We start from the raw sequence: 24,344 nt of genomic DNA, 5'->3' as shown, positions 1-24,344 counted from the left end.
GTCACTTTCCTCCTATTCCATCGCGCACGCGGAAGTTCACGGCCTCCGCGATGTGCGCGCTCTCGATTTCCTGGGATTCCGCCAGGTCGGCGATGGTGCGGGCCACCGCGAGCGTGCGCGTGATGGCCCTGCCGCTCATGGCGCGCAGCTCCGCCTGGGCGATCATGAAGCGGCGCGGCCCGTCGGCCAAGGCCTCTATGGAGCCATCAGACCCCTTCTCGGCCATCTGCGATGCGCGCCACGAGGCGAAGTCCCGGGCCGCCATCACCCCCTCCCGCAGCTGCGCGGAGCTCGTCCCCCGCTTCCGTTCCAAAATCTCTGCCGGACGAATGCGGCGGACATCCAGATGCAGGTCGATGCGATCGATGAGCGGTCCGCCTATGCGGTTCTGGTAGCCCCGGATCTGGGGCACCGTGCAGGTGCACTCCCGCTCCTCGTCGCCGAAGTACCCGCAGGGACACGGGTTGCTGGCCGCCACGAGCACGAACCGCGCCGGGAAGGTCACGTTGCCGTCGGCCCGGGTGAGCATCACCGATCCGCTCTCCATGGGCTGGCGTATACCCTGCAAAACCGAGCTTTTGAACTCCGCCAGCTCGTCCAAGAAGAGCACTCCGTGGTGGGCCAGGGACACCTCGCCCGGCCGCAGGGGGCTGCCGCCTCCCACGAGCCCGGCCAACGTGGCGCTGTGATGCGGATGGCGGAAGGGGCGCTGGCCCGCGATGATGGCATCGATGGGCTCGGCGGCCACGGAATGGACCACGGCCGCCTCCAGCATCTCGTCGGGACAGAGCGGCGGCATGATGGTGGGCACTCGGGAGGCGAGCATGGTCTTGCCCGACCCGGGCGGTCCCATCATGAGCAGCCCGTGACCGCCGGCCGCGGCGATCTGGAAGGCCCGCTTGGCCGTCTCGTGGCCCGCGACCTCCGCGAAGTCGAGCGCCTCGACGGCCGCCGGGGCCGCCCGTCCCCCGTGGGCCGGCAGCACCGCTGCCGCGCCTCCCTCACGGGCCGCCTGAACCAGCGACGTCATAGCGAGCAGCCGCACGTCGTCTAAGGGCACCGGATCGCTGTCGGCGGCGCAGACGAAGTCCAGCCCGAGGCGCCGGGCGCAGATGGCGCAGGCGAGCGTGCCCGCCACCGGCCGCACCCGCCCATCCAGCGAGAGCTCGCCCACGTAGAGCGCGTCCCGCGCCCAAGCCGGATCGATCTGCCCCGTGGCCGCCAGAATGCCCAAGGCTATGGGAAGGTCGAACCCCGAACCCGTCTTGCGCAGATGGCTCGGCGCCAGGTTCACGACGATCTTCTCCCCCGGCATGGAGAACCCCGCTGCCCGCAGCGCGGCGCGCACCCGCTCCCGCGCCTCCTGGATGGCCGCATCCGGCATGCCCACGATGGCCATGCCCGGCAGGCCGCCGGAAACGACCACCTCGACCCGCACCGGCACCACTTCCACGCCGCGAACCGTCGCCCCCGTGACGGCGCATTGACCCCGCGCCACGGCTCAACCCACCGAATAGGCGCCCAGATGGTGCCGGATGAAGGCGCGGTCGTCGGAGAGCACGATAATGGCCACCACATCGAAGCGCACCACGGCCTCGCCGAAGAAATGGTCTTGGATGTAGGCGAGGGCGATGCGCTCGTACTTCTCGCGCTTGGCCCGGGTGACCGCCTCGCTGGGCAGCCCCTTGTCGGCGTTGCGGCGCGTCTTCACCTCGACGAACACGAGCGCCTCGTCGTTGACGGCGATGATATCGGCCTCCCCGGCGAAACAGGTCCAGTTGCGCTCGAGGATGGTGTAGCCGTTGCGCTGGAGGAACCGCGCGGCCGCCTCCTCGCCCCGCGCCCCCAGCGCCTGGTTGCGGCGTCCCTGGGCGTTCGGGTCGGCAGGCCGCCGCTTCCTCGATCCCTCTCTCGCCTTGCGTTTGGGTGCCGACGCGGACTTGGCCTTCTTCTCCTTAATTGCGGGACGCTCCAACACGCCCGCCTCACTGCTCGCAGCCATAAGGTGCGCTCCTTTCCTCTCGATGGAGCACACCTTAGTCGAGCACGACCGTAAAAATGACGCGGGAATGTCCCGTTTCGTTCCTCGCGCCGACCGCACTGGCGTCGCACTGGCGTCGCAACAGCGTCGCACTAGCGTCGCACTAGCGTCGCAAAATCCCTAGAACAGGCTCTCCTGGGCGGCAAAGGAGCAGAAGCTGCGGCGGTGGATGGGGCAAAGCCCCCGCTCGCGGATGGCGGCCATATGGCCCTCGGAGCCGTACCCCTTGTTCGATTCGAAACCGTAGCCGGGGTACTGCTCGGCATAGGCCTCCATCACATGATCGCGCGCCACCTTGGCCACGAGCGACGCGGCGGCGATGGAGGCACACTTCCCGTCCCCCTTCACGACGTTCACCTCCCGCGGATCAAGATGCAGCGGGTTGCCGTCCAGAAGCACGACATCCACCGCGACGCCTTGGGCCTCCACCTCGGCGATGGCGGCGGCAAAGGCCCGGCGCAGGGCCGCCGTCATGCCCACCCGGTCGATGTCGGCCGGCTCCACGTACTGCACCGTCCACGCCCGGGCGCGCCGGCGCACTTCGCCTGCGATGGCCTCGCGGTCCTCCGGCCTCACCTGCTTGGAGTCGTTGAGCCCGGCGATGGGGTCGTCCGCGTCCAGCACCACGCCCCCCACGGCCAAAGGCCCCGCCAAGGGCCCGCGTCCCACCTCATCGAGCCCGATGACCACCGACCCTCCCCGCTCGGCGGCGAGCTCCCGCTCGAAGGCGTACATCCCCGCGAGCCGCGCCTCCTCGGCGGCCTCGGCCTCAAGTCGGCGCCGCGCCACCTCCACGGCGGCCCGCACGCCCTTGCGCGTGTCGGCCACAAGCGACCGCTCCAGCACGGCGAAGGCGGCCGCATCGGCCTCCTGCAGCTTCCGTCGGATCTCGGGGACGGTCAGATCAATCACCTCGGGCTCCTTCCCACCGGCGAGGAATACGAAAAAGGGCCCCCGAAGGAGCCCTCGCAAACACAAAAGATAAGGCCTAGCGGAACGCCTTCTCCTTGATCTTGGCGGCCTTGCCCACCTTGTTGCGCAGGTAGTACAGCTTGGCACGGCGCACATCGCCCTTGCGGGTGACCTCGATCTTCTCGATCTTCGGGGAATGCACGGGGAAGGTGCGCTCCACGCCGATGGAGAAGCTGATCTTGCGCACGGTGAAGGTCTCGCGGACCGACTCGCCCTGACGGCGGATGACGTCGCCCTGGAACACCTGGATACGCTCGCGGTTGCCCTCGGTGATGCGATAGTGAACCTTCACGTTGTCGCCCACGTGGAACTCGGGGAGGTCCTGCTTGATCTGCTGCTGCTCAATAGCGCGAATGATATCCATTGCCTTTTCCTACTCTATACTTCTAAATGGTCTTGCATCATTTCTCGTTTGGACGCGATTTGACAGTATATCGCCCCTATACCCTCGGCGCAAGGGAAATTATCGCGCCTTTCTGGGAAAGTCCACGAACGGCACACGGAAGCTCGAAGCGGCGCGACAAAGGAGCTACTTCTCCTCTTCCTCCACGATGACGAACTCGTCGGCGCCTTCCGTCTCCTGGGCCACGAGCATCTGCTCGAACATGGAGGCCGTCGCCGTGAAGTCGCTCGGCAGCACCACGGTGGACTGGCGGCCGTTGCGGGCGAACTCGCTCATCATGTCGGTCCACTGGGTGAAGATGAACAGCTGGTTGGCCTCGGCCGCCGACACGCCGGAGCTCTTGATGACCGCGAGCGACTCCGAGATGCCGTCGGCGATGGCCTTGCGCTGGGCCGCGATGCCGCGACCGGCCTGCTCCATGGCCTCGGCACGGGCGCGGGCCTCGGTGACCACCTTGATGCGCTCGGCCTCGGCCAGCGACTGGGCGGCCTCCTTCTCGCGCTGGGCGGAGTTGATGCGGTTCATGGACTGCTCCACGTCGGCGGGCAAATCGATGGAGGTGATGAGCGTGCTCACCACGTCGTAGCCGTAGGCCACCATGAGGCCGGAAACGGTCTGGTTCACGTCCGACGCGATGGCGTCCTTTTTGTCGAAGACCTCGTCAAGCGTGTACTGCGGCACGCTGGAGCGCAGGGCGTCGATGAGGTAGGAGCGCATCTGAGCCGTGGGGTTGGCCAGCATGTAGTAGCTGCGCCACACGCCCGAGGGCTGCCCGTTGGCCGCCGGCTGGGCGCTCACGCGGTACTGGGCGGCGATGGCCATGGTCACCGTCACGTTGTCGCGGGTCTTCGCATCGATCCCGAACTGCTCCTGGCGCGTGCGCATGTCCACCTTGGCGGCAATGGTCTCGAAGAACGGGATCTTAATGTTCAGGCCCGCGCCCACGGTGCGGTTGAACTTGCCCAGCCGCTCGATGATGTAGACGTTCTGCTGCGGAACGATGAACAGCGCCTGGGGCAGAAGCAGCACCAAAAGAACGATGATGATAGCAAGTCCGATCATGGGATTCCTTTCGTCGAGGGGGCCAGGCGATGGATTGGCAACGCCTCGCCTGATTCGCCTCCCATAGTACTACAATGGAGCGAACCTACCGCGAAGTTTAAGGAGTTGCCGTGATAGAACCAGCCCGCGCCGCCTTCCTGCTCATCGATATGCAGAACGGATTCATCGACGGCGCCTCGCCCCTGTGCATCGCCGGTGCCGCCGCCGCCGTTCCCGCCTGCGCCCATGCCCTGGCCGCCGCCCGCGAGCACGGCCTCGCCGTCTTCCACGTGCGCCGCGCCTACGCCGCCGACGGCAGCGATGTGGAGGCCGTGCGCTGGGAGACATGGGCAGAAGGGGGCCGGCCGCTTTCCAGCGCCGATCCGATGAGCCTTGCGTGCCCGTCTGAGCTGGCGCCGGCCCCTGGCGAGCCCGTCGTCGTGAAGCCGAGCTGGTCGGCCTTCTTCGGCACCGATCTGGACGCCCTGCTGCGCGCAGGGGACATCGGCACCCTCGTGCTCGCGGGCACCACCACCCCCAACTGCGTGCGCTCGACGGCCTACGACGGGCTGGCGCGCGGCTTCAACGTCGCCGTCCTGCGGGACGCCACCTCCTCGCGCAGCCCCGAAGCACAGGAGGCGAATCTGGCGGACATGGAGGCCGCGGGCATCCAGCTTATCCACACCGACGACTTCGCGGCCAACGGGCTTCTGCACGTCCGCGACACCGAGGCCGAGGTGGCCCGGGCCGTGGCCCTGGAGCTGGAGGCGAAGGCGCGGAACACGGAAACGGACGCGGCAGCGGATACGGCGGCCGCAAATGGCTCGGGGGCTCCCTTGCCCCCTACCCCGACGCTCGAGTCCATCGAGACCGTCTCTACCGGCTGGATCAACAAGTACCACCTGCACTACACGCTGCCCGACGGGCGCCCCTACACCTACGAGGGCGTCTCCCGCAAGGGGCCCGAGCGCTACGAGGCCGCTTTGGAGGCCTTAGGGAGCACCGGTGCGCCCGACCCCGACGCCGTCTGCATCGTGCCCCTTCTGCCCGACGGCTCGGTGCTGCTGGAGCGCGAGTTCCGCTATCCGCTGAACAGCTGGTGCGTATCGCTGCCCGCCGGCCTCATCGACGCCGGCGAGTCTTTGGAAGAGGCCGTCGCTCGCGAGCTTTCCGAGGAGACCGGCTACCGGCTGCGCGACGACATCGCCCCGGCGGTGCGTCCGCTGCCCCAGCCCGGCTTCTCGTCCACGGGCCTTACCGAGGAGAACGTCCAGGTGGTCTTCGCCCAGGTGGAGCCCGCCGGCCAGGCGCGCCCCGACAGCGCCGAGCTCATCGAGCCCTTCACCGTGGCCCGCGCCGACCTGCGCGCCTTCCTGGACGCCAACCAGCTCCCCATCGGCACCCGCTGCCAGCTCATCCTGGAGTTGCTCGCGATCTAGCATCGCCGGAACCCCACATCCTCCTCTCTCGGTAAGTACCGAGCGGTGCCACAAAATGGCGGCCGACCCTTCGTGAGCCATGGAAGGCAACGAAAAAGGCGACGACCTCCGTCGGTCGCCGCCTTCCGTTTGCCTCGCATCGCGTCGCGCTCGCGCGATCTCTCGGGGCTCCTCGTTCTGTGCTCGGCGCTACTCGCCCAGAAGCTCCGCGAGGTCGGCCTCCGGGGTGGTGATAGGGGCGATGCCGTAGTTCTCAACGAGGACGTCGAGAACGCCCGGGCTCACGAAGGCCGGCAGCGTGGGGCCGAGCTTGATGTTCTGAATGCCCAGGTGCAGCAGCGTGAGCAGGATGCAGACGGCCTTCTGCTCGTACCAGGACAGCACCATGGACAGCGGCAGGTCGTTCACGCCGCAGTCGAAGGCCTCGGCCAGGGCTACGGCCACCTGGATGGCGCTGTAGGCATCGTTGCACTGGCCCATGTCCATGAGGCGCGGCAGGCCGCCGATCTCGCCCAGATCGAGGTCGTTGAAGCGGTACTTGCCGCAGGCCAGGGTGAGCACCACCGTGTCGTCGGGGGTGGCCTTCACGAACTCGGTGTAGTAGTTGCGGCCCGGGCGCGCGCCGTCGCAGCCGGCGACGAGGAAGAAGTGCTTGATGGCGCCGCTCTTCACCGCGTCCACCACCGTGTCGGCCACGGAGAGCACCGTGCCCTGGGCGAAGCCCGTGGTCATCGTCGTGCCGCCGTTGATGCCGGGAATCGTGTGGGGCTCGTCGTAGCCGCCCAGCTCCAGCGCCTTCTGGATAACCTGGCCGAAGTCCTTGTCGGGGCCGATATGCGTGCAGCCGGGGAAGGCGACGACTTCCGTGGTGAACACGTTGTCGGCGTAGCTCTCCTTGGGAGGCATGAGGCAGTTGGTGGTGAACAGGAAGGCCGCGGGCACGCCGTCGAACTCCTTCTTCTGGTTCTGCCACGCGGTACCGAAATTGCCCTTGAGCTGCGGGTACTTCTTCAGCTCCGGATAGGCGTGGGCCGGCAGCATCTCGCCGTGGGTGTAGACGCTCACGCCTGTGCCCTCGGTCTGCTCCAGCAGAAGCTTCAGGTCGTGCAAGTCGTGGCCGGAGATGACGATGAACGGGCCCGGCTCCACCTCCATGGCGACGGTGGTGGGCTCCGGCGTGCCGTAAGTGCCCGTGTTGGCCTCATCGAGCAGCCTCATGCAGCCGAGGTTCACCTCGCCCACCTTCAGCGCCAGGGGCAGAAGCGCGTCCACCGAGCCCGGCTCGGCCAGCTGCGCCAGGGCGTCGGCGAAGAACTCGTCGACAGTCGCGTCGCGGTAGCCCAGCACCCGGGCGTGGTAGGCGTAGGCCGCCGTACCGCGCAGGCCGAACAGCACGAGGGACTTGAGCGAGCGGATGTCCTCGTCGTCGCCCCAGATCTGGTCGACGTCGTAGTCGGAGACCGGCTCGATGCCGGCCGCGGCGGCCACGGCGGCCGTCTCGGCGCGCACTGCGTCCTTAAGCGCGGTCACGGCCTGCCCGTCGAAGTTCACGTTGGTCATGCAGGTGAACAGGCCGTCCACGATGAGATCGCAGATACGGTCGTTCTTGACGCCGGCCTCCCGGGCCGTGCGGGCCAAAGCGATCATCGCCCCGGTCAGCGCGTCCTGGGCATCGGCCACATCGGCCGGCTTGCCGCACACGCCGGCGCCGCCGGTGCAGGCCTCGCACTTCGCCACCTGCTCGCATTGGAAGCAAAACATTTGCTCTGTCGCCATAGACACTCCCTTTCGGGTCGCGGCCCTTGCGGCCGTGTTCCAGTAGATAGACGGCACCGTTGCGCCGCTGTTGTGAAGGTACTGGCACGGCAGGGCATTGTATGTTGTAATCACAACAAACGAAGCTTCCTTCAATGAAAAGGTTGACCCATGGAACGAAACGCCTTCCTGGCGGGAACGCCGCTGTTTTCGGGCGTGGCATCGCAGGAGGTCGGCGCGATGCTCGATTGCCTCGATGCCCATGAGCGCCGCTATGCCCAGGGCGAGCGCATCCATCATATGGGGGATTCGGTGTCCACTGCCGGCATCGTACTCACGGGGCGCGTCCGCATCGAGCACGTCGACCCCTGGGGCAACGTGAGCGTCGTGGGCATGCGCGGGCCCGGTGCCATGTTCGGCGAGGCCTACGCCGCCGCCGGCGAGCCGCTGCTCGTGGACGTCGTCGCCGACCAGGACTGCACCGTCCTCTTCCTGAATCTCGCGAAGGTGGTCGGCCCCTGCTCGTGCCGCTGCGACCACCACGCCCTCGTGGCCCGCAACATGATCGCCGCCATCGCTCGGCAGAGCCTCGCCCTCTCGCGCCGCATCTTTCACGTAGCGCCCAAGTCCATCCGCGGCAAGGTGCTCGCCTACCTCTCCAATGAGGCCGAGCGCACCGGCACCCGCGAGTTCGACATCCCCTTCAACCGCCAGCAGCTCGCCGACTACCTGGGGGTGGATCGCAGCGCGCTATCGGCGGAGCTGTCCCGCATGCAAAAGGCGGGGCTCATCCGATGCCGCCGCAACCACTTCGCGCTGCCTCACTCCCCCTCGAACAGCACCGTGGAGAAGTAGCGCTCGCCGGTGTCGGGGGCCAGCGTTACCACGGTCTTGTCCGGGCCGAGCTTGCGGGCCAACCGCAGAGCTGCCGCCACGTTGGTGCCCGAGGAGATGCCGCAGAACAGCCCCTCTTCCCGGGCGAGGCGCCGCGCGCACGCCAGAGCTTCCTCATCGGTCACCACGACGATCTCGTCGATGAGTGAGGTATCCATGATGGCGGGCAGGATGCCATCGCCGATGCCCATCTGCACATGGGTGCCGATGGCGCCGCCGGACAGCAGCGCTGCGTGCTCGGGCTCGGCCGCCCAGATCTGCATGGCGGGGAAGACCGCGCGCATCTCAGCGCCGACGCCGGTGATGGTGCCGCCGGTGCCGAAGCCGGAGCAGAAGCCGTCGATGGCGATGCCGGCCGCACGCACATCGGCGAGGATCTCCGCGGCCGTGCCGTCCACGTGGGCTGCCAGGTTGTCGCGGTTCACGAACTGCTGGGGCACGAACACGCGCGGGTCCTCCGCGGCCATCCTCTGGGCGAGCGCGATGCACTCCTCGATGCAGGCGCCGATGTCGCCCTCGTCGTGGACGCAGACCACCTCGGCGCCGTAATGCTCCATGATGCGCCGGCGCTCCACCGAGCAGGAGTCCGGCATGATGATGCGGGCCGCATAGCCCTTCACCGCCGCCACAAGGGCGAGTCCCACGCCCTGGTTGCCGCTCGTGGGCTCCACGATGATGGAATCGGGCCCAAGCTCGCCGCGCTCCTCGGCGCGCTCGATCATCTTCAGCGCCGTGCGCGTCTTCACCGAGCCGCCCACGTTCACCGCCTCGAACTTCACGAGCACCTGGGCGTCGTCGGGCCCGGTCATACGCCGCAGCCGCACGAGCGGCGTCGATCCCACAGTTTCCAGAACGTTATCGCAGATCATAGCTTCCCCTAACTTTTAGGGTCATCGTTTTCCACGACAGATTCTAGCATCGGGTCTCCCCCGCCCCCTGCTCCGTCGCCTCGAAACGCCAAATCCCCGCCCCGAGGGGCAGGTACCCCGACATAGCAAAATCGCCGCCCCAAAGGACGGCGATTCAATTTCGAATGGCGGGATGTACGAGACTCGAACTCGCGACCTCCGACGTGACAGGCCGGCGCTCTAACCAACTGAGCTAACACCCCGAATGGTGCTGGGCTGAAAAATGGCGGGATGTACGAGACTCGAACTCGCGACCTCCGACGTGACAGGCCGGCGCTCTAACCAACTGAGCTAACACCCCGTGTTTCAGCAGCCCGTATAGTTTAACAGAATCGCTCTTCCGCACAAGCCCCTTTTTCGAGATTTTTTCCTACTGTGCCTCGCGATAGGAGCCCTCGAAGGTGAAGCGGCCCATCTTGGTGCCGCCGAGCACGTGAATGTGCAGGTGATTCACCGTGGCCGCCGAGTCGGGGCCCGTGTTCACCACGGTGCGATAGCCGGACTCGTCGACACCCTTCAAACGCGCCACCTCGGGCACGACGCTCATCATATGCCCGATGACCTCGGCCGGCACGCCGGCGGCCAAGTTGTCGTAGTGGGTCTTCGGCACGATGAGGGTGTGCACCGGCGCCTCGGGCTCGATGTCGTCGAAGGCGTAGCACACATCGTCCTCATATACCTTGGCCGACGGGATCTCGCCGGACACGATCTTGCAGAACAGGCAATCGTCCATGGGTCTTCCTTTCATCTCCTGACTTCTACATCATACCCGAAATCGGCCGCTACTGCCCGTCGGCTGCGCGCTGGTCGACGCGCAGGAAGGTGATCGGCCGCAGATCCTCCGAAGCGTGGCCTGCGGCGACAGTCTCGCGGACGAGCTCGCGGGCGAAGGCGTCGGCGCGCAAGGATCCCGTGGGCTTGGCCTCCAGAGAAAAGCGCACCGTGGCTCCGTCCAGGGACACCGGCCCTACAAGAAAGTCGGACGGCACGAGCGTCTTCTCCTTCTTCTTGCGCACGACGGTGATTGCCTCGGGAACCACAACGGCACGCGGGGCCTCGGAGAGCACGACTTCGTAGGTGCTCACCGGCAGCGCCACACTGGCGGCTGCGTCCCGCGCCTCGATGTAGCGTGCCTCCGTGGGGTACAGATCGGCGGGGCTCGCCTCCTGCAACGCCGTAAGGGCACGGGGCGCCGGCACGTAGTCGGTGAGGAACAGATCGAATATCTCGGCGGTGCCTCCCACCCCCACGGGCAGAGCCGCCCCGAAGGCGATGCGCATGTGCGGCGAAAAACCCTGGCTCACCGCGAAGGGCAGCTGCGCTCGGCGCACGGCGCGCTCGAGGGCGCGGGCCAGCTCCAGATGCGACAGCATGGCCAAACGTCCAGTCTCATGGAAGGTGACGCGCAGGCGGAACAAACGGGGATCGGCCATTATCGGATCGCCTCCTCTTCGGTAGATCCTTCAGTTTGCCGCGCTTGATCGGGATGGCATGGGGGCTCGGCCTCTCTGGGATGCACGACCTTGCGGTACGGATTGGCCGCCGGGGCCGCTTCCTTGCCTTCGCGCTCCTGCTGCAGCTCGATGTCGACGCCTAGCGTGGGGCAGGCGCCGCAGGCGGAGCAGTTCTCGAAGGTGCAGTCCGGCGTCGTGATGCCGGCAGCGGCGCGCTCCCTCTCCCGCGCGAGGAACTTCGGCGAGACCGCGGCGGTGATGTGCGCCCAGGGCAGCACGTAGTCGGTCGGGAACTCGGCCTGGGCGATCGCGGCGGGATCAAGCCCCAGCTCCTCGGCGGCGCCGGTCCACGCCTCTTCGTTGAAAAGCTCCGTCCAGGCGTCGAATCGGGCGCCGCGGCGCCACGCCGCTTCAACCCAGTCGGCCACCTCGCGGCCGCCGCGGCTCATGACCGCCTCGACGAACGACGTCGCGGGGTCGTGGTAGTGCACGTCCACGGCCTTGTACTTCACCGAGCGCTTGAGCAGTCCCACACGCCGCAGCGTCTCCTCCGGCGAGATCTGCCCGTCCCACTGGAAGGGAGTCTGGGCCTTGGGCACGAACACCGCGCAGGACACGCTCATGCGCACGCTGCCGCGCTGGTCGGGCGGCACGGCGGCCTTGGCGCGGTCGTAGGCGCGCTGGGCCAGGCTCGCGATGCCCTTGATGTCATCGTCGGTCTCGGTGGGCAGCCCCACCATGAAGTACAGCTTGCAGCGGCGCCAGCCGGCGGCGAAGGCGGCGTCGATGGCGGCGAACAGGTCGTCCTCGGTGACGTTCTTGTTGATGACGTCGCGCAGCCGCTGGGTGCCGGCCTCCGGCGCGAAGGTGAGGCCCCCCTTCTTCTGGCCGGCCACGAGCTCGGCCATCTCCACCCCGAAGGCGTCCAGGCGCTGGGAGGGCACGCTCACGCGCACGCCGGCCCCGGCGCAGTCGGCGTTCACCCGCGAGAGGATCTCGGCGATCTGCGAGTGATCCGTGGAGGAGAGCGACGTCAGACTCACCTCGTCGTAGCCGGTCTCGGCGAGGCCCCGCGCCACGGCGTCCACGATGTTGTCGGCCGAGCGCTCCCGCACCGGGCGGTACATCATGCCCGCCTGGCAGAAGCGGCAGCCGCGGGCGCAGCCGCGCAGGATCTCGACGTTCAGCCGGTCGTGCACCACTTCCGTATAGGGCACGATCATGGGCTCGAGCGCCGGGCTGTCGGCGAATCCTTCGAAGACGCGCTTGTGCACCACACGCGGCACGTCGTCGAACAAAGGCTCCGCCCAGCTGCCGGCCGCCTGGGCCTCATCCTCGCTGCGCCAGCGGTACAGGCTCGGCACGTAGGCGCCTCCCACGCGCCGCGCCACCTCGCGCAGGATATCGGCCCGGGGCGCGCCGGACGCGCGCAGCTCGCGGATGAGCGCCAGCGTCTCGGGCAGCTGCTCCTCGCCCTCGCCCACCAAGATGACGTCGAAGAACGGCGCGTAGGGCTCCGGGTTGTAGGCGCACGGGCCGCCGGCGAGCACGATGGGGTCGCCCTCGGCGCGGTCGGCGGTGCGCAGCGGGATGCCGGCGAGATCGAGCGTCTCCAGCACGTTGGTGGCGGCCAGCTCGTGGGGCAGCGTGATGCCCACCACGTCGAAGTCGGCCACCGGCCGGCAGCTCTCCAGCGAGAACAGCGGCACGCCCTCCTCGCGCATGAGGTCGGCCATGTCCACCGCGGGCAAGAAGGCCCGCTCGGCCCCCATGCCGCCCATGGCATTCACGGCGTTCACGAGGATGCGCACGGCCTGGTTGGCCTGGCCCAACTCGTAGGTGTCCGGGTAGATCATGCAGAAGGCGAAATCGCCCTCGGCCACCGGCGCGGCGCAGCCCCACTCGTGGTTCAGGTAGCGGGCCGGCCGCTCCACCCGGGAGAGCAAAGGCTCCACCCGAAGCCACAGATCGCGCCTAGCCACGGGCGCCTCCCTTGCCAGCACCCTTCCCCTTGCCGCGCAGGGTACGGAAGGCCGAGGCCCCGGCCCCGCGGGCGGCCTCGATCACCTTGCCGCCGGCAGGCGTGGCCGCTGCCTTCGACGCGGCCTCCACGGCCTCGTCGCGGGCCTTCTGCACCACCGATGCCACACCGACGATGTCGCCGCCGGCCTCGAAGTACTCGATGGCCGCGTGCCCCATGGCCTCGGTGCCGGCAAATCCCACAGCTCCCTTGATGGCCCAGCCGAGCACCGGCACCACGCCGACGGCCGTGCGCGCGATGTTGCGGAACAGAAACGCCCCGCCCACAACGGCTGCCAGCTCTTTGATGCGCTCGGCCGACAGCGGCTGGCCGTAGGCGGCGGCGATCTGCAGCAGCATCTTCGCCTGGTTGAGCGTCATGATGGGCATATCGGCCCCGGGGATGAACACCACGACGCCCACACCGGCGTTCTGCACAGACGTGGCGCGCACGGCATCTAAGGACAGCGGACGGCGCACGAAGGGGAACGCCAGCGCGAAGGCGAGGCGCTTGTCCTTGCAGGCGGCGATGATCCACTCCCCCATGCGGCGATCCAGCGTGGCCGCGCCCTCGGCGTCCAGCGGAATGGGCTCGGCATCGGCGGGCTCGGTCTCCACAGGCAGGGCGTGCTCGATGTCCTCGATGGCCGCCTCGGCCGCGCTCGCCGCCTCAACCGCTGCGGCATTCGGCGCCTCGTTGGCGGTGCTGCCAGCAGTGATGCGGCGTGCCAGCGCCCGGGCCGCGTCCCCGAAGGGCGTGGGGTTGGTCATGTTCGGCGCGACGATGTCCCCCTCGGGCACGGGCCAGCCTGCCGCCTCGGCAGCTGCGGCCACGGCACGGGGCGCTGTGGTGGCCACCATGACCGGAATGCCGGCGCCGCGGATGTGCGCCGCCTGCTCGCCGATGCGCGGCGAATCCCCGGCGACGATGACTGCCATGTCGTCGGCCCCGTAGGGCTCGGCGAGCAGGTTGTCATCCAAATACCCAATGGTCACCCGGGTCTTGGCCCCCGCGCTCGCAAAGGCGCTGCGCACATGGCCCACCACATCGCCCGGGGCCGTCTCGTCGATGTAGACCGACACCGCCAGAGGCGTGTTGCGCGCCTCGTCGATGTCGGTGGCCGCCTTCAGGAGGGCGGGGATATCCAGGGGAAGATTCATGAGGCCTTCCTTCCGTGAGAGGGAGTCCGGGCAAAGCCGGACTGCGTGGACGTATGGGAGTACACCGAGCCGATGAGCCCGATGAGCGCGAAGTTCACGACCATGAACGAGGAGCCGTAGCTGACGAAGGGCAGCGGGATGCCCGTGATGGGCATAAGGCCGCAGTCCATGCCGATGTTCTCCAAAATCTGGAAGAGCCACATGCCGATGACGCCCATGACGATGAGCATGCCGAAGAGGTTGTCGGCGCGCCGGGCGATGGAGAGGCACGCCACGATGAGCAGGGCGTACAGGCCGATGAGCGCCATGACGCCCACGAACCCGAACTCCTCGGCCAGAACGCAGAAGATGAAGTCCGTGGGGGCCTCGGGCAGAAAGCCGTGGGTCGACTGCGTGGCGTTGCCGATGCCCTTGCCGAACAGGCCACCGCTGCCGATGGCAATCTTGGCCTGGGCGAGGTTGTAACCGTCGCCGGAGAGGTCTCCCTCGGGGTTCAGGAACACGAGCAGGCGGCTGCGCTGGTAGTTCTTCAAGAGGCGGTACTCCCACGTGCCGTCGGACTGCTGGTACTTCAGCAGCTCGTCGACGGCGAACACGGCCGCGATGGCCGCGATGCCGGCGATAAGCGTGATGAGCAGGTAGCGCCCCTTGGCGCCTCCCATGACGAGCACCACCGCCGAGATGGCCAGGTACACCAGACCCGTGCCCAAATCCGGCTGGGTCATGATGGCCGCGAACGGAACGAGCAGCATCCCGAGCACCTTGCAGTACTCGCGCCAATCGTCCAGCGTGCCCTGGTAGCGGGCCAGAAGGCTCGCGGCGAAGAGCACCACCGTGACCTTCGCGAACTCGCCGGGCTGCACCTGCATGCCGATCTTGATCCAGGACTTCGCCCCCATGCCCGCGTCGGTGCCGAGGCCCGGAACGTGGGGCAGAAGGATGAGCGCCACGTTGATGACGAGCAGCGCCGTGGTGAGGTTCGAAAGGCGCCGGTAGTCGAAGGCCCACAGGGCCACCATGGCCACGAGCCCCACCGCCACGCCCTGCAGCTGGCGGGTGAAGTTGTAGTCGGCATCCCCCTGGACTGCCGACCAGCAGACCACCAGGCCGTAGGCGACGAGCACCGCGATGACGGCAAGGAAGCCCCAGGGCACCCGCGAGAGCAGCGAGGGTGCGGCCGGGCGCGCCGAGCCGTGGGCCGGTCGGCGCTGGCTGGAATGAACCGAGTGGATTTGGGGAAGCTGCTGGGCCATGCTAGTCCTCACGGCCGCCGGAATCGTTGGCGATGGCGACCGACTCGCCGGGCGAGCCGGAGATGCGCGCCGGCTTCACCTGGGACGTGCCGGCGGCGCAATCCATGAGCGCCCCCATGACCTCGGCCACCACCGGCGCCGCCGTATCCGACCCGCCGCCGCCCTGCTCCACCACGCAGGCCACGACGTACTTCGGGTCGTTGTAGGGGGCATAGGCCACGAACCAGGCCGTGTCGTTCTGATCCTGCTTCTCGCCGGTGCCGGACTTGCCGGCCGCGTCGATTCCCAGCTCCTCGAACAAGGGCCCCACGGAATGGGACTCCTGCACCATGCCGTGCAGCGCGTCGCGCACGTAGGCCAGATGGGCCTCGGTCACCTCGGGCGTGCGCTCGACGACCGGCTCGTAGGTGACGACCGTCTCGCCCTCGCTGTTGCGCACCTCCTTCAGAAGATGGGGCCGCATGATGCGGCCCGTGGCCACGCCGGCGTAGGCGCAGGCCACCTGCAAAGGAGTCACAAGCACGTCGCCCTGGCCGATGATCATATTGGTGTAGTCGCCGCCGCGGAAGGTGGCCTCGGAGGGCACGTTCTGCCAGCGCTCGGCCTTCCAGGCCGGTGTGGGGATGACGCCCACGGCCTCGCCGCCCAAATCGATGTCGGTCTTCTCGCCGAAGCCGAACTGCCCCAGGTAGTCCTGGAGCGCCGTCTCCGATATCTCGCCGGTGCCGGCGGGCCCGTGGTCGTAGAAAGCCTTGCCGATCTCGTAGAAGACCGTGTCGCAGGAGTTCACGATGCCCCCGTGCAGATCGAGCGTCCCATGGCCGTCGTGCTTCCAGCAGCGCTGCACGTCCCCGGTGCCGAAGCCGTCCCATTTGCCCGTGCAGTTCCACGAGCTGCCCTCCGTGGCGAAGCCGTACTCCAGGCCGGCTAAGGAGGTGAAGGCCTTGAAGGTGGAGGCGGCCATGAACTGGCCGGACACCACGTTGTTGTTCAGGGGGGCGTAGGCACCTTTCTCCTGGTATTTGTCCCACAGCTCCGTGGGAATGGAGCCGGTGAAGTTCGTCGGGTCGAAGGTGGGGAAGCTCGCCATGACGAGCACCGACCCGTCGGTCACGTCGAGTGCCACGACGGCGCCCTTGGATCCCTTGCCCGTGCCGATGACGCCGCCCGATGGCGCGATGAGCTTGGCCAGGGCCGCGTCGGCCACGTACTGGGCGCGCGCGTCGATGGTGAGGTAGAGGTCGTTGCCCTTGGTATCCTTGATGTCGCTCATGACCGAGATGCGCCGACCGTTGGCGTCCACCATGACCTGGCTCTCGCCGTGCTCGCCGGACAAGTACGCGTCATAGGTGGCTTCCACCCCGGCGCTGCCGATGGTGTCGATGGCGAGCACGTCGCGGCCGGCAGCCTGGTTCTCCAGAGACTCGGGAGTCGCCATGGACGTGTAGCCGAGCACATGGGCCGCGAGCGCCCCGTACGGGTACTCGCGCTGGGACCGCTCCTCCACGGTGATGCCGGGGAAGGCGTCGGCGTGCTCGGCGATGAAGGCGACGTCGCGCAGGCGGACGTCCTCCCCCACCACGCGCAGGCTCTGGGCGCCGGCGGCGGCATCGTTGATGCGCTGAAGCACCACGTTGGCGGGAAGCCCCAGCACCGTGGAGAGCCGTCGCACGACATCTCGGTTGTCGGCCACCTCCGGGTCGGCCACGACGGTCTGGCTCGGGCGGTTCACCACCAAAGCCTCGCCGTTGGTGTCGTAGATGCAGCCACGGGGGGCGGGCGTCTTCACCGTGGTGTACAGGTTCTCCTCCGCCGCCTGGGCGTAGGCCTCAGATCCCGCGATCTGCATGGACCACAGCTTCGCCGACAGGGCGCCGAAGATGGCCACGGCCGCCGCCGCCAGACCCGCGAAGCGGCGTCCCAGCTCGTCAGAGGGCTTCTTAGACGCGGCCCCGGGCTCGGAGCTGGACACGGTGACGTCGCCCTCGCGGGCGGCCTGGGCCTTGGAACGGCGCTCGAAAGGCGAGCTTCCCACGCCCACGGTGGAAAGTTCCGAGACTCCCTTGGCGCGCCCGACCGAGGGCGTCTCCTTGCGGGCGCGCAGGGCGAGGGCCGCTGCCACGGCCACAATGACGACGACCGCCGCCAGAACGGCGACGATGATAGCTACGAGCACGGCTCCCCCTTCCTAGCGAAGGACCGGCGTCCCGGGTTGGACGCGCGGGCGATCGACCATCACCCGGGCGGCGATCGGATACAGCAAAAGGCCGATGACGCAGTCGTAGAGCATGCAGGGCAGCGTGCGGTAGAGGAAGGCCTCCCCCAAGGGCACGTCGGCGCCGCAGACCACGACGATGAGCCCGTACATCACCTCGACGAGCATGATGCACGTCAGCATGATGGCCACCGGCATGAACAGAGTATCGTTGTTGAGCGCCATGAACAGCCGCGAGGCCAGAAACGTTACCAGCACGAGCACAAAGGCCAGAGCACCCACAGGACCGCCGCCCATGAGGTCGAAGAGAAGGCCCAGGACCAGCGGCATGACCGACCCGGCCGAAGCCGGCGTGGCCACGGCGCGCACGATGCAGAAGGCCACGATGAAGTTGGGCACGGCCTCGAACAGCGTGATGGCCGGTGCCACGGTTATCTGCAGAAGCACGGCGATGGCGGCGCCGATGACGCCCGCCACCGTCTCGCGGGAAAGTTCCATCATGCGGCCTCGCCTCCTTCGGTGCCGTCGGAGCGGCCCGCATCGTCGCCGGAACCGCCGTTGTCGTTGCCGTCGCCTTCGCCGGAATCGCCCGAGCCGGAGCCGGACGCCCCCTCGCCGCCGTCGGCGCTCGTGGGCGCCGTCACGGTGCGGTCGGCGGCGTCGTCGGCCGCGGAGAACACCACGAGCGCCTCCTCCATGAGGCTCACGGTGTCGTTGGGAGCCACGACGATCTTGCGCGTGTCGCTGCCGGCGCTGCCCTCGACGCGCACCACGGTGCCGATGATGAGGCCCCGGGTGTAGCTGCCGCCCAGGCCGCTCGTGAGAACCACGTCCCCCACCTGCACGTTCACATCCGCGCCGATGTTCTCCAGATAGAGCAGGCCGTCCATGGAGCCGCGCACGATGCCCTCGGCCCGGCTCGACTGCACCATGGCGGCCGCCCCGGACTGCGGGTCGGTGAGCAGGCGCACCCGGCATGAGCCGCCGTCCACGGAGATGACCTGGCCCACGACGCCCGTGGGGCCGAGCACGGTGAGCCCCGTTTCCACGCCGGAGCTCGATCCGACGTCCAGGGTCACCGTCTGGTTCCACGCGTCGGTGGTCCGCCCGATGACGCGGCCGGACACGCCGGTGATCTCGTAGGTGTCGCGCAGGTTCAGAAGGCCGCGCAGCCGCTCGTTCTCGAGACGCTGCTCCTCGGCGGCGGCCAGCTGCTGCACGAGCTGCTCGTTCTGCTGGCGCAACGTCGCGTAGGTCTCCTCGGTGACGCCGCCCTCGGCCGCTGCGGCGCCGGCATCGTCCACGGCCTCGGTCAGAGGCGCGCTCGCCCGCTGCAGGGGCACCATGGCGCCTTCCACGGCGGACTGAAGGGAATGCAAGGGGCCGGTGGCACCTTCGGCCTGGTACAGGCCGACGCACACCAGCGAGACCGCCAGCGCGATAATGAGCGAGAGCCGGCCCGCGGAGGCCGGTTCGTGTTGCTGAAAGTTGAGAGCCATAGGAAGCGAAAGACCTACTTCGAGCGCATGAGCGTCTGCTTGAGGGCCGTCGGCGTCTCAAGCACCTTCAGGCAGCCCGACACCACGTTGGTCAGCGCCGTCTCGGACACCCACACGGGGATCTCAAGCTTGTCGGTGAGGTAGCGGTCGAGGCCCGAGAGCAGGCCGCCGCCGCCCGTGAGCAGGATGCCGTTCTGGATGATGTCGCTGGCCAGGTCGGGGTTGGTCTTCTTGAAGGTGTCCTTGATGTGCAGCACCATCTCCTCGATGGGGGCCTGAAGCGCCGCGCGCACGTCCTCGGACTGGATGGTGACCTCCTTGGGCTGCTCGGTGTAGACGTCCTGGCCGGAGATGATCATGTCGCGCTCGCGGCCGTCCTCGAAGGGCAGGATGGAGCCGATCTTGATCTTGATGACCTCGGCCGTGCGCTCGCCGATCTTGATGCCGAGCAGATCGCGCAAGTGCATGGCGATGGCCTCGTCGAGCCGGTTGCCGGCCAAACGCAGACTGGAGGACGTCACGATGCCGCCGAGCGAGATGACGGCCACCTCCGTGGTGCCGCCGCCGATGTCGACCACCATGGAACCGGTCGGCTCGGTCACGGGCAGATCGGCGCCCATGGCAGCGGCCATGGGCTCCTCGATGAGGTAGGCCTGGCGGGCCCCCGCCTGAATGGTGGCCTCGAACACGGCGCGCTTCTCCACGGAGGTGGCGCCGCAGGGGATGCACACGACGATGCGGGGCTTGGGCTGCCACGGGTACTTGCGCTCGGCCGCCTTGTTGATGAAGGCCGAGATCATGGCCTCGGTCACATCGTAGTCGGCGATGACGCCGTCTTTGAGCGGGTGCTCGGCGGAGAACGCGTCCGGCGTGTGGTTGATCATGTTCTTGGCCTCGTGGCCAACGGCCAGCACGCGCTGAGTGGACTTTTCTATGGCGACAACGGAGGGCTCGTTGATGACGATGCCCTCCCCCGTAATAGCAACAAGGGTATTGGCAGTGCCCAGATCGATGGCCATGTCCGCGGACATCTGGCCGGTCAGGCCCGAAAACCAATCAAGGAATGACATACAGGCAAACCCTTCGGATACGTATAGGTTACAGTCAGCCTTAGATTTTATCACACGGGGCCTAGGGGCTTAGAAACTCCATAGGTAGGCTTAGTGCACGCTGCAGGAAAGGCAGGGGTCGTAGGCGCGGACGAGCTTCTCCACTTCCAAGGTGATGAGGTCGGCGTCGTAGCCCCCGGCGACCATCTTCTCGGCGAGCTGGCGCATGTCCGCCTCCAGGTTCGCGATGTTCTGGGCCGTGGGCGTCATGATGGAGGCGCGCTCGATGCGGCCCTCACCGTTGATGTCCAGGATGTGGAACAGCGCCCCGCGCGGGGCCTCGGTGAATCCCACGCCGCGACCGGCGCGCACCGTGAAGGGCACTGGCTCGCTCGACCCCTCGAACTCGTCGGCGGCCAGGCGCCGGCAGAGCGCGGCGCAGCGGTCGAGCGCGTCCACCAGCTCCACCGCCTGGGCGATGTTGTTGGCGAAGGGGTTGTACTCGGGGGGGCGCAGCCCCGCCTTGGCGGCGGCGTAGCGCGCGTCCTTGGAAAGCGCGTCCCAGCTGGCATTCACGCGGGCCAGGGCGGCGGTCATATAGGGCCGTCCCGTGCGGCGCGCCCGGGCGAGGAAGGCGGCAGAGTGCCCCACCGGGTACTCCTCGATCTCCTCTTCCACGTCCTGGGCGCTGAAATCGTAGCCGGCGCGAACGAAGCGCAGGGTGTCGGAAGTGCACACCGGGTAGGCACCGGGCGCCACCATGGCGAGCAGGTCGCCCTCCGTCTGCACGTCCACGGTGTCGAAGTCGCGGAACAGATCGACGCTGGCTAAGGCGAACTCGCGCGTGGCATCCATGGCCTCGGCCAGACGCAGGTACTCGTCGGCGGAGATCTCGTGGGTGAACCCGCCCACTACCGCCGTGATGGGATGGATGGACCGGCCGCCCACCAGGGTGCACAGCTCATTGCCCAGCGCCTTCAGCCCCAATGCGCGCTCGAATAGCTCCGGGTTGCCCTCGGCCAACGGGAACACCGACTTGTGGCCCAAGAAGTCCGGAGCGGCGAACACGAACAGGTGCGTGCCGTGGTTCTGCAGGTAGGAGCCGTAGAGCAGAAGCTCGCGCAGGGCCTCGGTGCGGTCGGCCACTTCCACACCGAAGACCTGCTCGATGGCGCGCAGGTCGGTGACGACGTGGCTCGACGAGCAGATGCCGCAGACGCGGGAGGCGATGTAGGGCACCTCTTCGAAGGAGCGGCCCCGCACCATGGATTCGAACAGGCGCGCCGGCTCCACCACGGCCATCTCGCAGGTGACGACCCGACCGTCCTCGATAACGAGGCGGATGTCGCCGTGGCCCTCGACGCGGGCGATGTGGTCGACGGAAATCTCGGTGGCGGCCATGAGGTTACTCCTCCCCTTGCGCGGCGTTTATCGCCACGGCGTTGAACATCTCCAGGGCGTCGTTGAAGCGCGCGACCTCAAGGCCGCGCTTTCCCACGACGTAGCGGGCGGCCTCCACGTTGGAATCGGGAGAGAGCCCCGCGCAGCCGTTGCAGGGACGGCCCAGCGCCGGGCACTTCGCCCCGCAACCGGCCCGGGTCACGAGTCCCAGGCACATGACGCCCTGCCTGTAGAAGCACCCCTTCTCGTTGCGGGAGCACTCGCCGCACAAAGCCGAGGTGGCCGGCAGCCGGTTGCTTCCATAGAGAACGCCGTCGAGCACGCACACGAACTCGAAGGGGTCAATCGGGCAGCAACGCACTTCCGCGTCCACGTCGATCACAGCCGACACGGGACGGGGCGCCACGAGGTCGCCGCAGGCATCGGGCGCCGCATCGCCGTAGACGGCCTCCACATGACCCGCCAGATCGCCCGAGGCCATGCCGGGAATGCCGCCGGTGACGGCGCACGATCCGATGGCGATCACGCTCCCCGCGCGCTCGCGGGCGCGGCGTACCGTCTCGGCCGCCTCCTCGGTGGTGACGGCCCCCTCGATGACGGCCACGTCGAACTCGTCGGGCATCGGCACCGAGCTTGTCAGCTGCCAGTATCCCAGATCGATCTGGCCGAGCACGTCCATGAGGTGGCGCTCGATGTTCGTGATGTTGATCTGGCAGCCGAAGCAGCTGGCCAGGCCGATAACGACCACGCGGGGAGCACGGCGCTCGGCGGTCGGTGACAGGTTCTCGCTCATTTACATCGACCCCTGAATGTTCTTGGCTTCCCAATAGTTGAAGACGGGCCCGTCGATACAGCAGTACTGATGGCCCACCTGACAGTGCCCGCACTTGCCCACGCCGCACTTCATGTGGCGCTCGAAGCTCATGTAGATGCGATCGTAGGGGATGTCCTTCTTGCGCATCTCCTGCACGACGAACCGGTACATGATCGGCGGCCCGCAAAGGGCGCCGAAGGTGTTCGTCGGGTCGATCTCCAAGTGCTCGAACGGCTTGGTGACCAGGCCCACTTCCCCATCCCACGTATCGTCGGGATGATCCACGGTCAGGTGCAGCTCGAAATCCCTGCGGTGCTTCCACATCTCGAACTGGTTGCGGAACATGACCTCAGAGGGATTTTTGGAACCGTATATGATGGTGACTTTCCCGAACTCGCTGCGCTCGTCGTGGATGTTGTTGATGAGCGAGCGCAGAGGCGCGATGCCCAGGCCGCCCGCCACCAAAAGCACGTCGTGGCCGCGCATCTCGTCGATGGGGAACCCGCGGCCGAAGGGCCCGCGGATGCCGACGATCTCGCCGCACTGCATCTGGTGCAGCCGCTCGGTGAAGCGTCCCGTGCGGCGGACGCACAGCTCGATGAAGCCCTGCTTGGTGGGCGACGACGAGATGGAGATGGGCGCCTCCCCCACGCCGAAGATGGACAGCTCCACGAACTGTCCCGGCTCCTGGCGGAAGGCCTCGCGGATGCGCTCGTCCACGAAGCGGAACTCGAAGAGCTTCTCAGTGGGCGTGAGCTCGGTGATGGAGGTGATGCGCGCCGGCCACGGACGGTAGGGGTTCGCGTGCATGAGCTCGGCGCCGGTGGCCTCGCGCCCGGCGTCGCGGAAGGGATGCACGGCCACGATGTTGTCGTTCGCCATGGCTCTTAGGCACCCTTTCGATCGAAGAACTTCAGCACCTCGATGGGGCTGATGTCAACTTTGCAGGCGGAAACGCAGCGGCCGCAGCCCACGCAGAGGTTGCGGTCGTGCTTGGCCAGAAAGCCGTTGAGCTTGTGGTACATGCGGTGCCGCACGCGGGAGGCCGGCGTGGGCCGGAAGTTGTGACCGCCGGCCACCATGGCGAACTGCGGCGAGGTGCAGGCGTCCCACACGCGCTCGCGGCGCCCCGTGGCCGCGCCCGGATCCAGCGTGTCGCGGATATCGAAGCAGTAGCAGGTGGGGCATACGTTCGCGCAGGCGTTGCAGGAAAGGCAGCGGCCGCCCAGCTCCTCCCAGAACTCGTCCTCGTGGAAGGCGTCCATGAGCATGGGGATCTCCTGGATGTCGGGGATGTCCCGGTTGAAGGCCTCCTGGCGGGCGCGGGTGGCGGCCCGAAACGCGATGCGGTCCTCATCGGTGGCCTCGCGGACATCGCAGGCCGCCTCCAAGATGTTCGCCGCCACGACGCTGCCGATGGAAACGAGGTAGCGGCCGCCGATGTTCGTGAGGAACAGGTCGTAGGCGGCCCGTGCCTCCTCGGCGTCCATGAGGTTGCAGAAGCAGTTCGCCGACGGCATGCAGGCGACGCCGACGATGAGCGTGGCGGCGGCATGGGCCGCGTAGTAGGGATCGGGATAGCGCGGGTCGTTGAAGACGCTGCTCAAGTTCTGCAGGCCGTTGATGTCGCAGGCGTGCACGCCGAAGAGCACCCGGGGGCGCACCTCATCGGCGTAATCGGTCACCTCGTTATTCTCGGCATCGAACTCGAAGAGGGTCTCTTTGGCCGGCAGGAGGTACTTCTTGGGAGAGGCGATGGTCGTGGGGTAGTCCAGCGCGATCTCGTCGAAGGAATCGACGGCGGAGAACACGTACTTGTCCCCCCGCTTGACCGGCGCCACCACCTCGTAGCGCTCCATGAAGGCGGCGACGAGCGCCGGCGCCTCCGTCTCGTCAATGACGCGATACAGCATAGGCGATTCTGTTCCTTACGTCCTGCGCGCGCAACGGTTCGCGCAACGGTTCCGTCTCCTTCCATAGTAACGGCTCTTCCGCCGCCCCACTCCCTCGCGCAGGCCGATGGCCC

22 protein-coding genes and 2 tRNA genes are annotated in these 24,344 nt (G+C 67.6%); 2 read left to right on the top strand and 22 right to left on the bottom strand.

Features of this window, described 5'->3' with window-relative positions:
• Position 1 precedes the first annotated feature (1 nt).
• The 5 genes from AEQU_RS04570 to AEQU_RS04550 all read right to left on the bottom strand — a co-directional run bounded on the left by AEQU_RS04570 (position 2) and on the right by AEQU_RS04550 (position 4,478).
• Positions 2-1,498, bottom strand: coding sequence for a YifB family Mg chelatase-like AAA ATPase (locus tag AEQU_RS04570; protein ID WP_041714469.1), 1,497 nt, complete (start codon positions 1,496-1,498; stop codon positions 2-4).
• A 3-nt stretch (positions 1,499-1,501) separates the two neighbouring features.
• The gene (locus AEQU_RS04565) at positions 1,502-2,002 is read right to left on the bottom strand and encodes a YraN family protein (RefSeq protein ID WP_022739754.1); all 501 of its coding nucleotides are present in this window, start codon (positions 2,000-2,002) and stop codon (positions 1,502-1,504) included.
• A 159-nt stretch (positions 2,003-2,161) separates the two neighbouring features.
• Complete coding sequence (locus AEQU_RS04560) at positions 2,162-2,950, bottom strand: ribonuclease HII (protein WP_041715058.1); 789 nt, start codon at positions 2,948-2,950, stop codon at positions 2,162-2,164.
• A 79-nt stretch (positions 2,951-3,029) separates the two neighbouring features.
• Positions 3,030-3,377 carry a 50S ribosomal protein L19 gene (gene rplS, locus AEQU_RS04555; protein ID WP_022739752.1) on the bottom strand — a complete coding sequence of 116 codons (348 nt, stop codon included), beginning with the start codon at positions 3,375-3,377 and terminating at the stop codon, positions 3,030-3,032.
• Positions 3,378-3,542: 165 nt separating this feature from the next.
• Entirely contained in the window at positions 3,543-4,478 is a 936-nt protein-coding gene (locus AEQU_RS04550; RefSeq protein WP_022739751.1) for an SPFH domain-containing protein, read from the bottom strand.
• A gap of 110 nt (positions 4,479-4,588) precedes the next feature.
• Here AEQU_RS04550 and AEQU_RS12895 point away from each other — a divergent pair, with 110 nt between their 5' ends.
• Entirely contained in the window at positions 4,589-5,896 is a 1,308-nt protein-coding gene (locus AEQU_RS12895; protein WP_022739750.1) for an isochorismatase family protein, read from the top strand.
• A 189-nt stretch (positions 5,897-6,085) separates the two neighbouring features.
• On the opposite strand, the gene hcp is transcribed toward AEQU_RS12895, so the two are convergent.
• On the bottom strand, positions 6,086-7,672 hold the full coding sequence (hcp, locus tag AEQU_RS04535; protein ID WP_022739749.1) for a hydroxylamine reductase: 1,587 nt from the start codon (positions 7,670-7,672) through the stop codon (positions 6,086-6,088).
• 150 nt (positions 7,673-7,822) lie between these two features.
• On the opposite strand from hcp, the gene AEQU_RS04530 reads away from it, so the two are divergent.
• On the top strand, positions 7,823-8,506 hold the full coding sequence (locus AEQU_RS04530; RefSeq protein WP_022739748.1) for a Crp/Fnr family transcriptional regulator: 684 nt from the start codon (positions 7,823-7,825) through the stop codon (positions 8,504-8,506).
• On the opposite strand, the gene AEQU_RS04525 is transcribed toward AEQU_RS04530, so the two are convergent.
• The 16 genes from AEQU_RS04525 to AEQU_RS04450 form a co-directional block, all read right to left on the bottom strand.
• Positions 8,473-9,414: a PLP-dependent cysteine synthase family protein gene (locus AEQU_RS04525; RefSeq protein ID WP_022739747.1), complete on the bottom strand. Its 942-nt coding sequence runs from the start codon at positions 9,412-9,414 to the stop codon at positions 8,473-8,475. The two genes, AEQU_RS04530 and AEQU_RS04525, sit on opposite strands and share 34 nt — an antisense overlap.
• A 165-nt stretch (positions 9,415-9,579) precedes the next feature.
• Positions 9,580-9,656 (bottom strand) — tRNA-Asp (locus AEQU_RS04520).
• A 21-nt stretch (positions 9,657-9,677) separates the two neighbouring features.
• A tRNA-Asp gene (locus AEQU_RS04515) sits at positions 9,678-9,754 on the bottom strand.
• A gap of 69 nt (positions 9,755-9,823) precedes the next feature.
• Positions 9,824-10,186 (bottom strand): histidine triad nucleotide-binding protein, encoded by a 363-nt coding sequence (locus AEQU_RS04510; RefSeq protein ID WP_022739746.1) that lies wholly within the window; start codon positions 10,184-10,186, stop codon positions 9,824-9,826.
• Between the two features lie 49 nt (positions 10,187-10,235).
• Complete coding sequence (locus AEQU_RS04505; protein WP_022739745.1) at positions 10,236-10,886, bottom strand: TIGR03936 family radical SAM-associated protein; 651 nt, start codon at positions 10,884-10,886, stop codon at positions 10,236-10,238.
• Entirely contained in the window at positions 10,886-12,889 is a 2,004-nt protein-coding gene (locus AEQU_RS04500) for a TIGR03960 family B12-binding radical SAM protein (RefSeq protein WP_022739744.1), read from the bottom strand. Before AEQU_RS04500 ends, AEQU_RS04505 begins: the two co-directional genes overlap by 1 nt.
• Positions 12,882-14,087 carry a YcjF family protein gene (locus AEQU_RS04495; RefSeq protein ID WP_022739743.1) on the bottom strand — a complete coding sequence of 402 codons (1,206 nt, stop codon included), beginning with the start codon at positions 14,085-14,087 and terminating at the stop codon, positions 12,882-12,884. The genes AEQU_RS04500 and AEQU_RS04495 overlap by 8 nt, the downstream gene beginning before the upstream one ends.
• On the bottom strand, positions 14,084-15,340 hold the full coding sequence (gene rodA, locus AEQU_RS04490; RefSeq protein WP_022739742.1) for a rod shape-determining protein RodA: 1,257 nt from the start codon (positions 15,338-15,340) through the stop codon (positions 14,084-14,086). The genes AEQU_RS04495 and rodA overlap by 4 nt, the downstream gene beginning before the upstream one ends.
• A gap of 1 nt (position 15,341) precedes the next feature.
• Positions 15,342-17,516 (bottom strand): penicillin-binding protein 2, encoded by a 2,175-nt coding sequence (gene mrdA, locus AEQU_RS04485; protein WP_022739741.1) that lies wholly within the window; start codon positions 17,514-17,516, stop codon positions 15,342-15,344.
• A gap of 12 nt (positions 17,517-17,528) precedes the next feature.
• Positions 17,529-18,056 (bottom strand): rod shape-determining protein MreD, encoded by a 528-nt coding sequence (mreD, locus tag AEQU_RS04480; RefSeq protein WP_022739740.1) that lies wholly within the window; start codon positions 18,054-18,056, stop codon positions 17,529-17,531.
• Positions 18,053-19,054 (bottom strand): rod shape-determining protein MreC, encoded by a 1,002-nt coding sequence (gene mreC / locus AEQU_RS04475; protein ID WP_022739739.1) that lies wholly within the window; start codon positions 19,052-19,054, stop codon positions 18,053-18,055. The genes mreD and mreC overlap by 4 nt, the downstream gene beginning before the upstream one ends.
• Before the next feature lie 14 nt (positions 19,055-19,068).
• Positions 19,069-20,124 (bottom strand): rod shape-determining protein, encoded by a 1,056-nt coding sequence (gene mreB, locus AEQU_RS04470; protein ID WP_022739738.1) that lies wholly within the window; start codon positions 20,122-20,124, stop codon positions 19,069-19,071.
• A 90-nt stretch (positions 20,125-20,214) separates the two neighbouring features.
• Complete coding sequence (locus AEQU_RS04465) at positions 20,215-21,504, bottom strand: Ni/Fe hydrogenase subunit alpha (protein ID WP_022739737.1); 1,290 nt, start codon at positions 21,502-21,504, stop codon at positions 20,215-20,217.
• Positions 21,505-21,508: 4 nt separating this feature from the next.
• On the bottom strand, positions 21,509-22,297 hold the full coding sequence (locus AEQU_RS04460; RefSeq protein ID WP_022739736.1) for an NADH-quinone oxidoreductase subunit B family protein: 789 nt from the start codon (positions 22,295-22,297) through the stop codon (positions 21,509-21,511).
• Complete coding sequence (locus tag AEQU_RS04455; protein WP_022739735.1) at positions 22,298-23,200, bottom strand: FAD/NAD(P)-binding protein; 903 nt, start codon at positions 23,198-23,200, stop codon at positions 22,298-22,300.
• A 5-nt stretch (positions 23,201-23,205) separates the two neighbouring features.
• Positions 23,206-24,231 (bottom strand): 4Fe-4S dicluster domain-containing protein, encoded by a 1,026-nt coding sequence (locus AEQU_RS04450; protein ID WP_022739734.1) that lies wholly within the window; start codon positions 24,229-24,231, stop codon positions 23,206-23,208.
• Positions 24,232-24,344: the final 113 nt, after the last annotated feature.

Origin of the sequence: Adlercreutzia equolifaciens DSM 19450 (genome assembly GCF_000478885.1) — a bacterium.
Lineage (GTDB): Bacteria > Actinomycetota > Coriobacteriia > Coriobacteriales > Eggerthellaceae > Adlercreutzia > Adlercreutzia equolifaciens.
The sequence above is the reverse complement of the archived record's forward strand: the minus strand, read 5'-3'. Positions and strand labels throughout refer to the sequence as shown.

Excerpts from the sequence above, each read along its gene's own strand:
- AEQU_RS04450 (WP_022739734.1), bottom strand. The coding sequence starts at position 24,231 with ATGCTGTATCGCGTCATTGACGAGACGGAGGCGCCGGCGCTCGTCGCC.
- AEQU_RS04495 (WP_022739743.1), bottom strand. The coding sequence starts at position 14,087 with ATGAATCTTCCCCTGGATATCCCCGCCCTCCTGAAGGCGGCCACCGAC.
- AEQU_RS04510 (WP_022739746.1), bottom strand. The coding sequence starts at position 10,186 with ATGGACGATTGCCTGTTCTGCAAGATCGTGTCCGGCGAGATCCCGTCG.
- AEQU_RS04455 (WP_022739735.1), bottom strand. The coding sequence starts at position 23,200 with ATGGCGAACGACAACATCGTGGCCGTGCATCCCTTCCGCGACGCCGGG.
- AEQU_RS04550 (WP_022739751.1), bottom strand. The coding sequence starts at position 4,478 with ATGATCGGACTTGCTATCATCATCGTTCTTTTGGTGCTGCTTCTGCCC.
- hcp (WP_022739749.1), bottom strand. The coding sequence starts at position 7,672 with ATGGCGACAGAGCAAATGTTTTGCTTCCAATGCGAGCAGGTGGCGAAG.
- mreC (WP_022739739.1), bottom strand. The coding sequence starts at position 19,054 with ATGGCTCTCAACTTTCAGCAACACGAACCGGCCTCCGCGGGCCGGCTC.
- mreD (WP_022739740.1), bottom strand. The coding sequence starts at position 18,056 with ATGATGGAACTTTCCCGCGAGACGGTGGCGGGCGTCATCGGCGCCGCC.
- mreB (WP_022739738.1), bottom strand. The coding sequence starts at position 20,124 with ATGTCATTCCTTGATTGGTTTTCGGGCCTGACCGGCCAGATGTCCGCG.
- rplS (WP_022739752.1), bottom strand. The coding sequence starts at position 3,377 with ATGGATATCATTCGCGCTATTGAGCAGCAGCAGATCAAGCAGGACCTC.
- AEQU_RS04525 (WP_022739747.1), bottom strand. The coding sequence starts at position 9,414 with ATGATCTGCGATAACGTTCTGGAAACTGTGGGATCGACGCCGCTCGTG.
- AEQU_RS04505 (WP_022739745.1), bottom strand. The coding sequence starts at position 10,886 with ATGGCCGATCCCCGTTTGTTCCGCCTGCGCGTCACCTTCCATGAGACT.
- AEQU_RS04465 (WP_022739737.1), bottom strand. The coding sequence starts at position 21,504 with ATGGCCGCCACCGAGATTTCCGTCGACCACATCGCCCGCGTCGAGGGC.
- AEQU_RS04530 (WP_022739748.1), top strand. The coding sequence starts at position 7,823 with ATGGAACGAAACGCCTTCCTGGCGGGAACGCCGCTGTTTTCGGGCGTG.
- AEQU_RS04460 (WP_022739736.1), bottom strand. The coding sequence starts at position 22,297 with ATGAGCGAGAACCTGTCACCGACCGCCGAGCGCCGTGCTCCCCGCGTG.
- AEQU_RS04565 (WP_022739754.1), bottom strand. The coding sequence starts at position 2,002 with ATGGCTGCGAGCAGTGAGGCGGGCGTGTTGGAGCGTCCCGCAATTAAG.
- rodA (WP_022739742.1), bottom strand. The coding sequence starts at position 15,340 with ATGGCCCAGCAGCTTCCCCAAATCCACTCGGTTCATTCCAGCCAGCGC.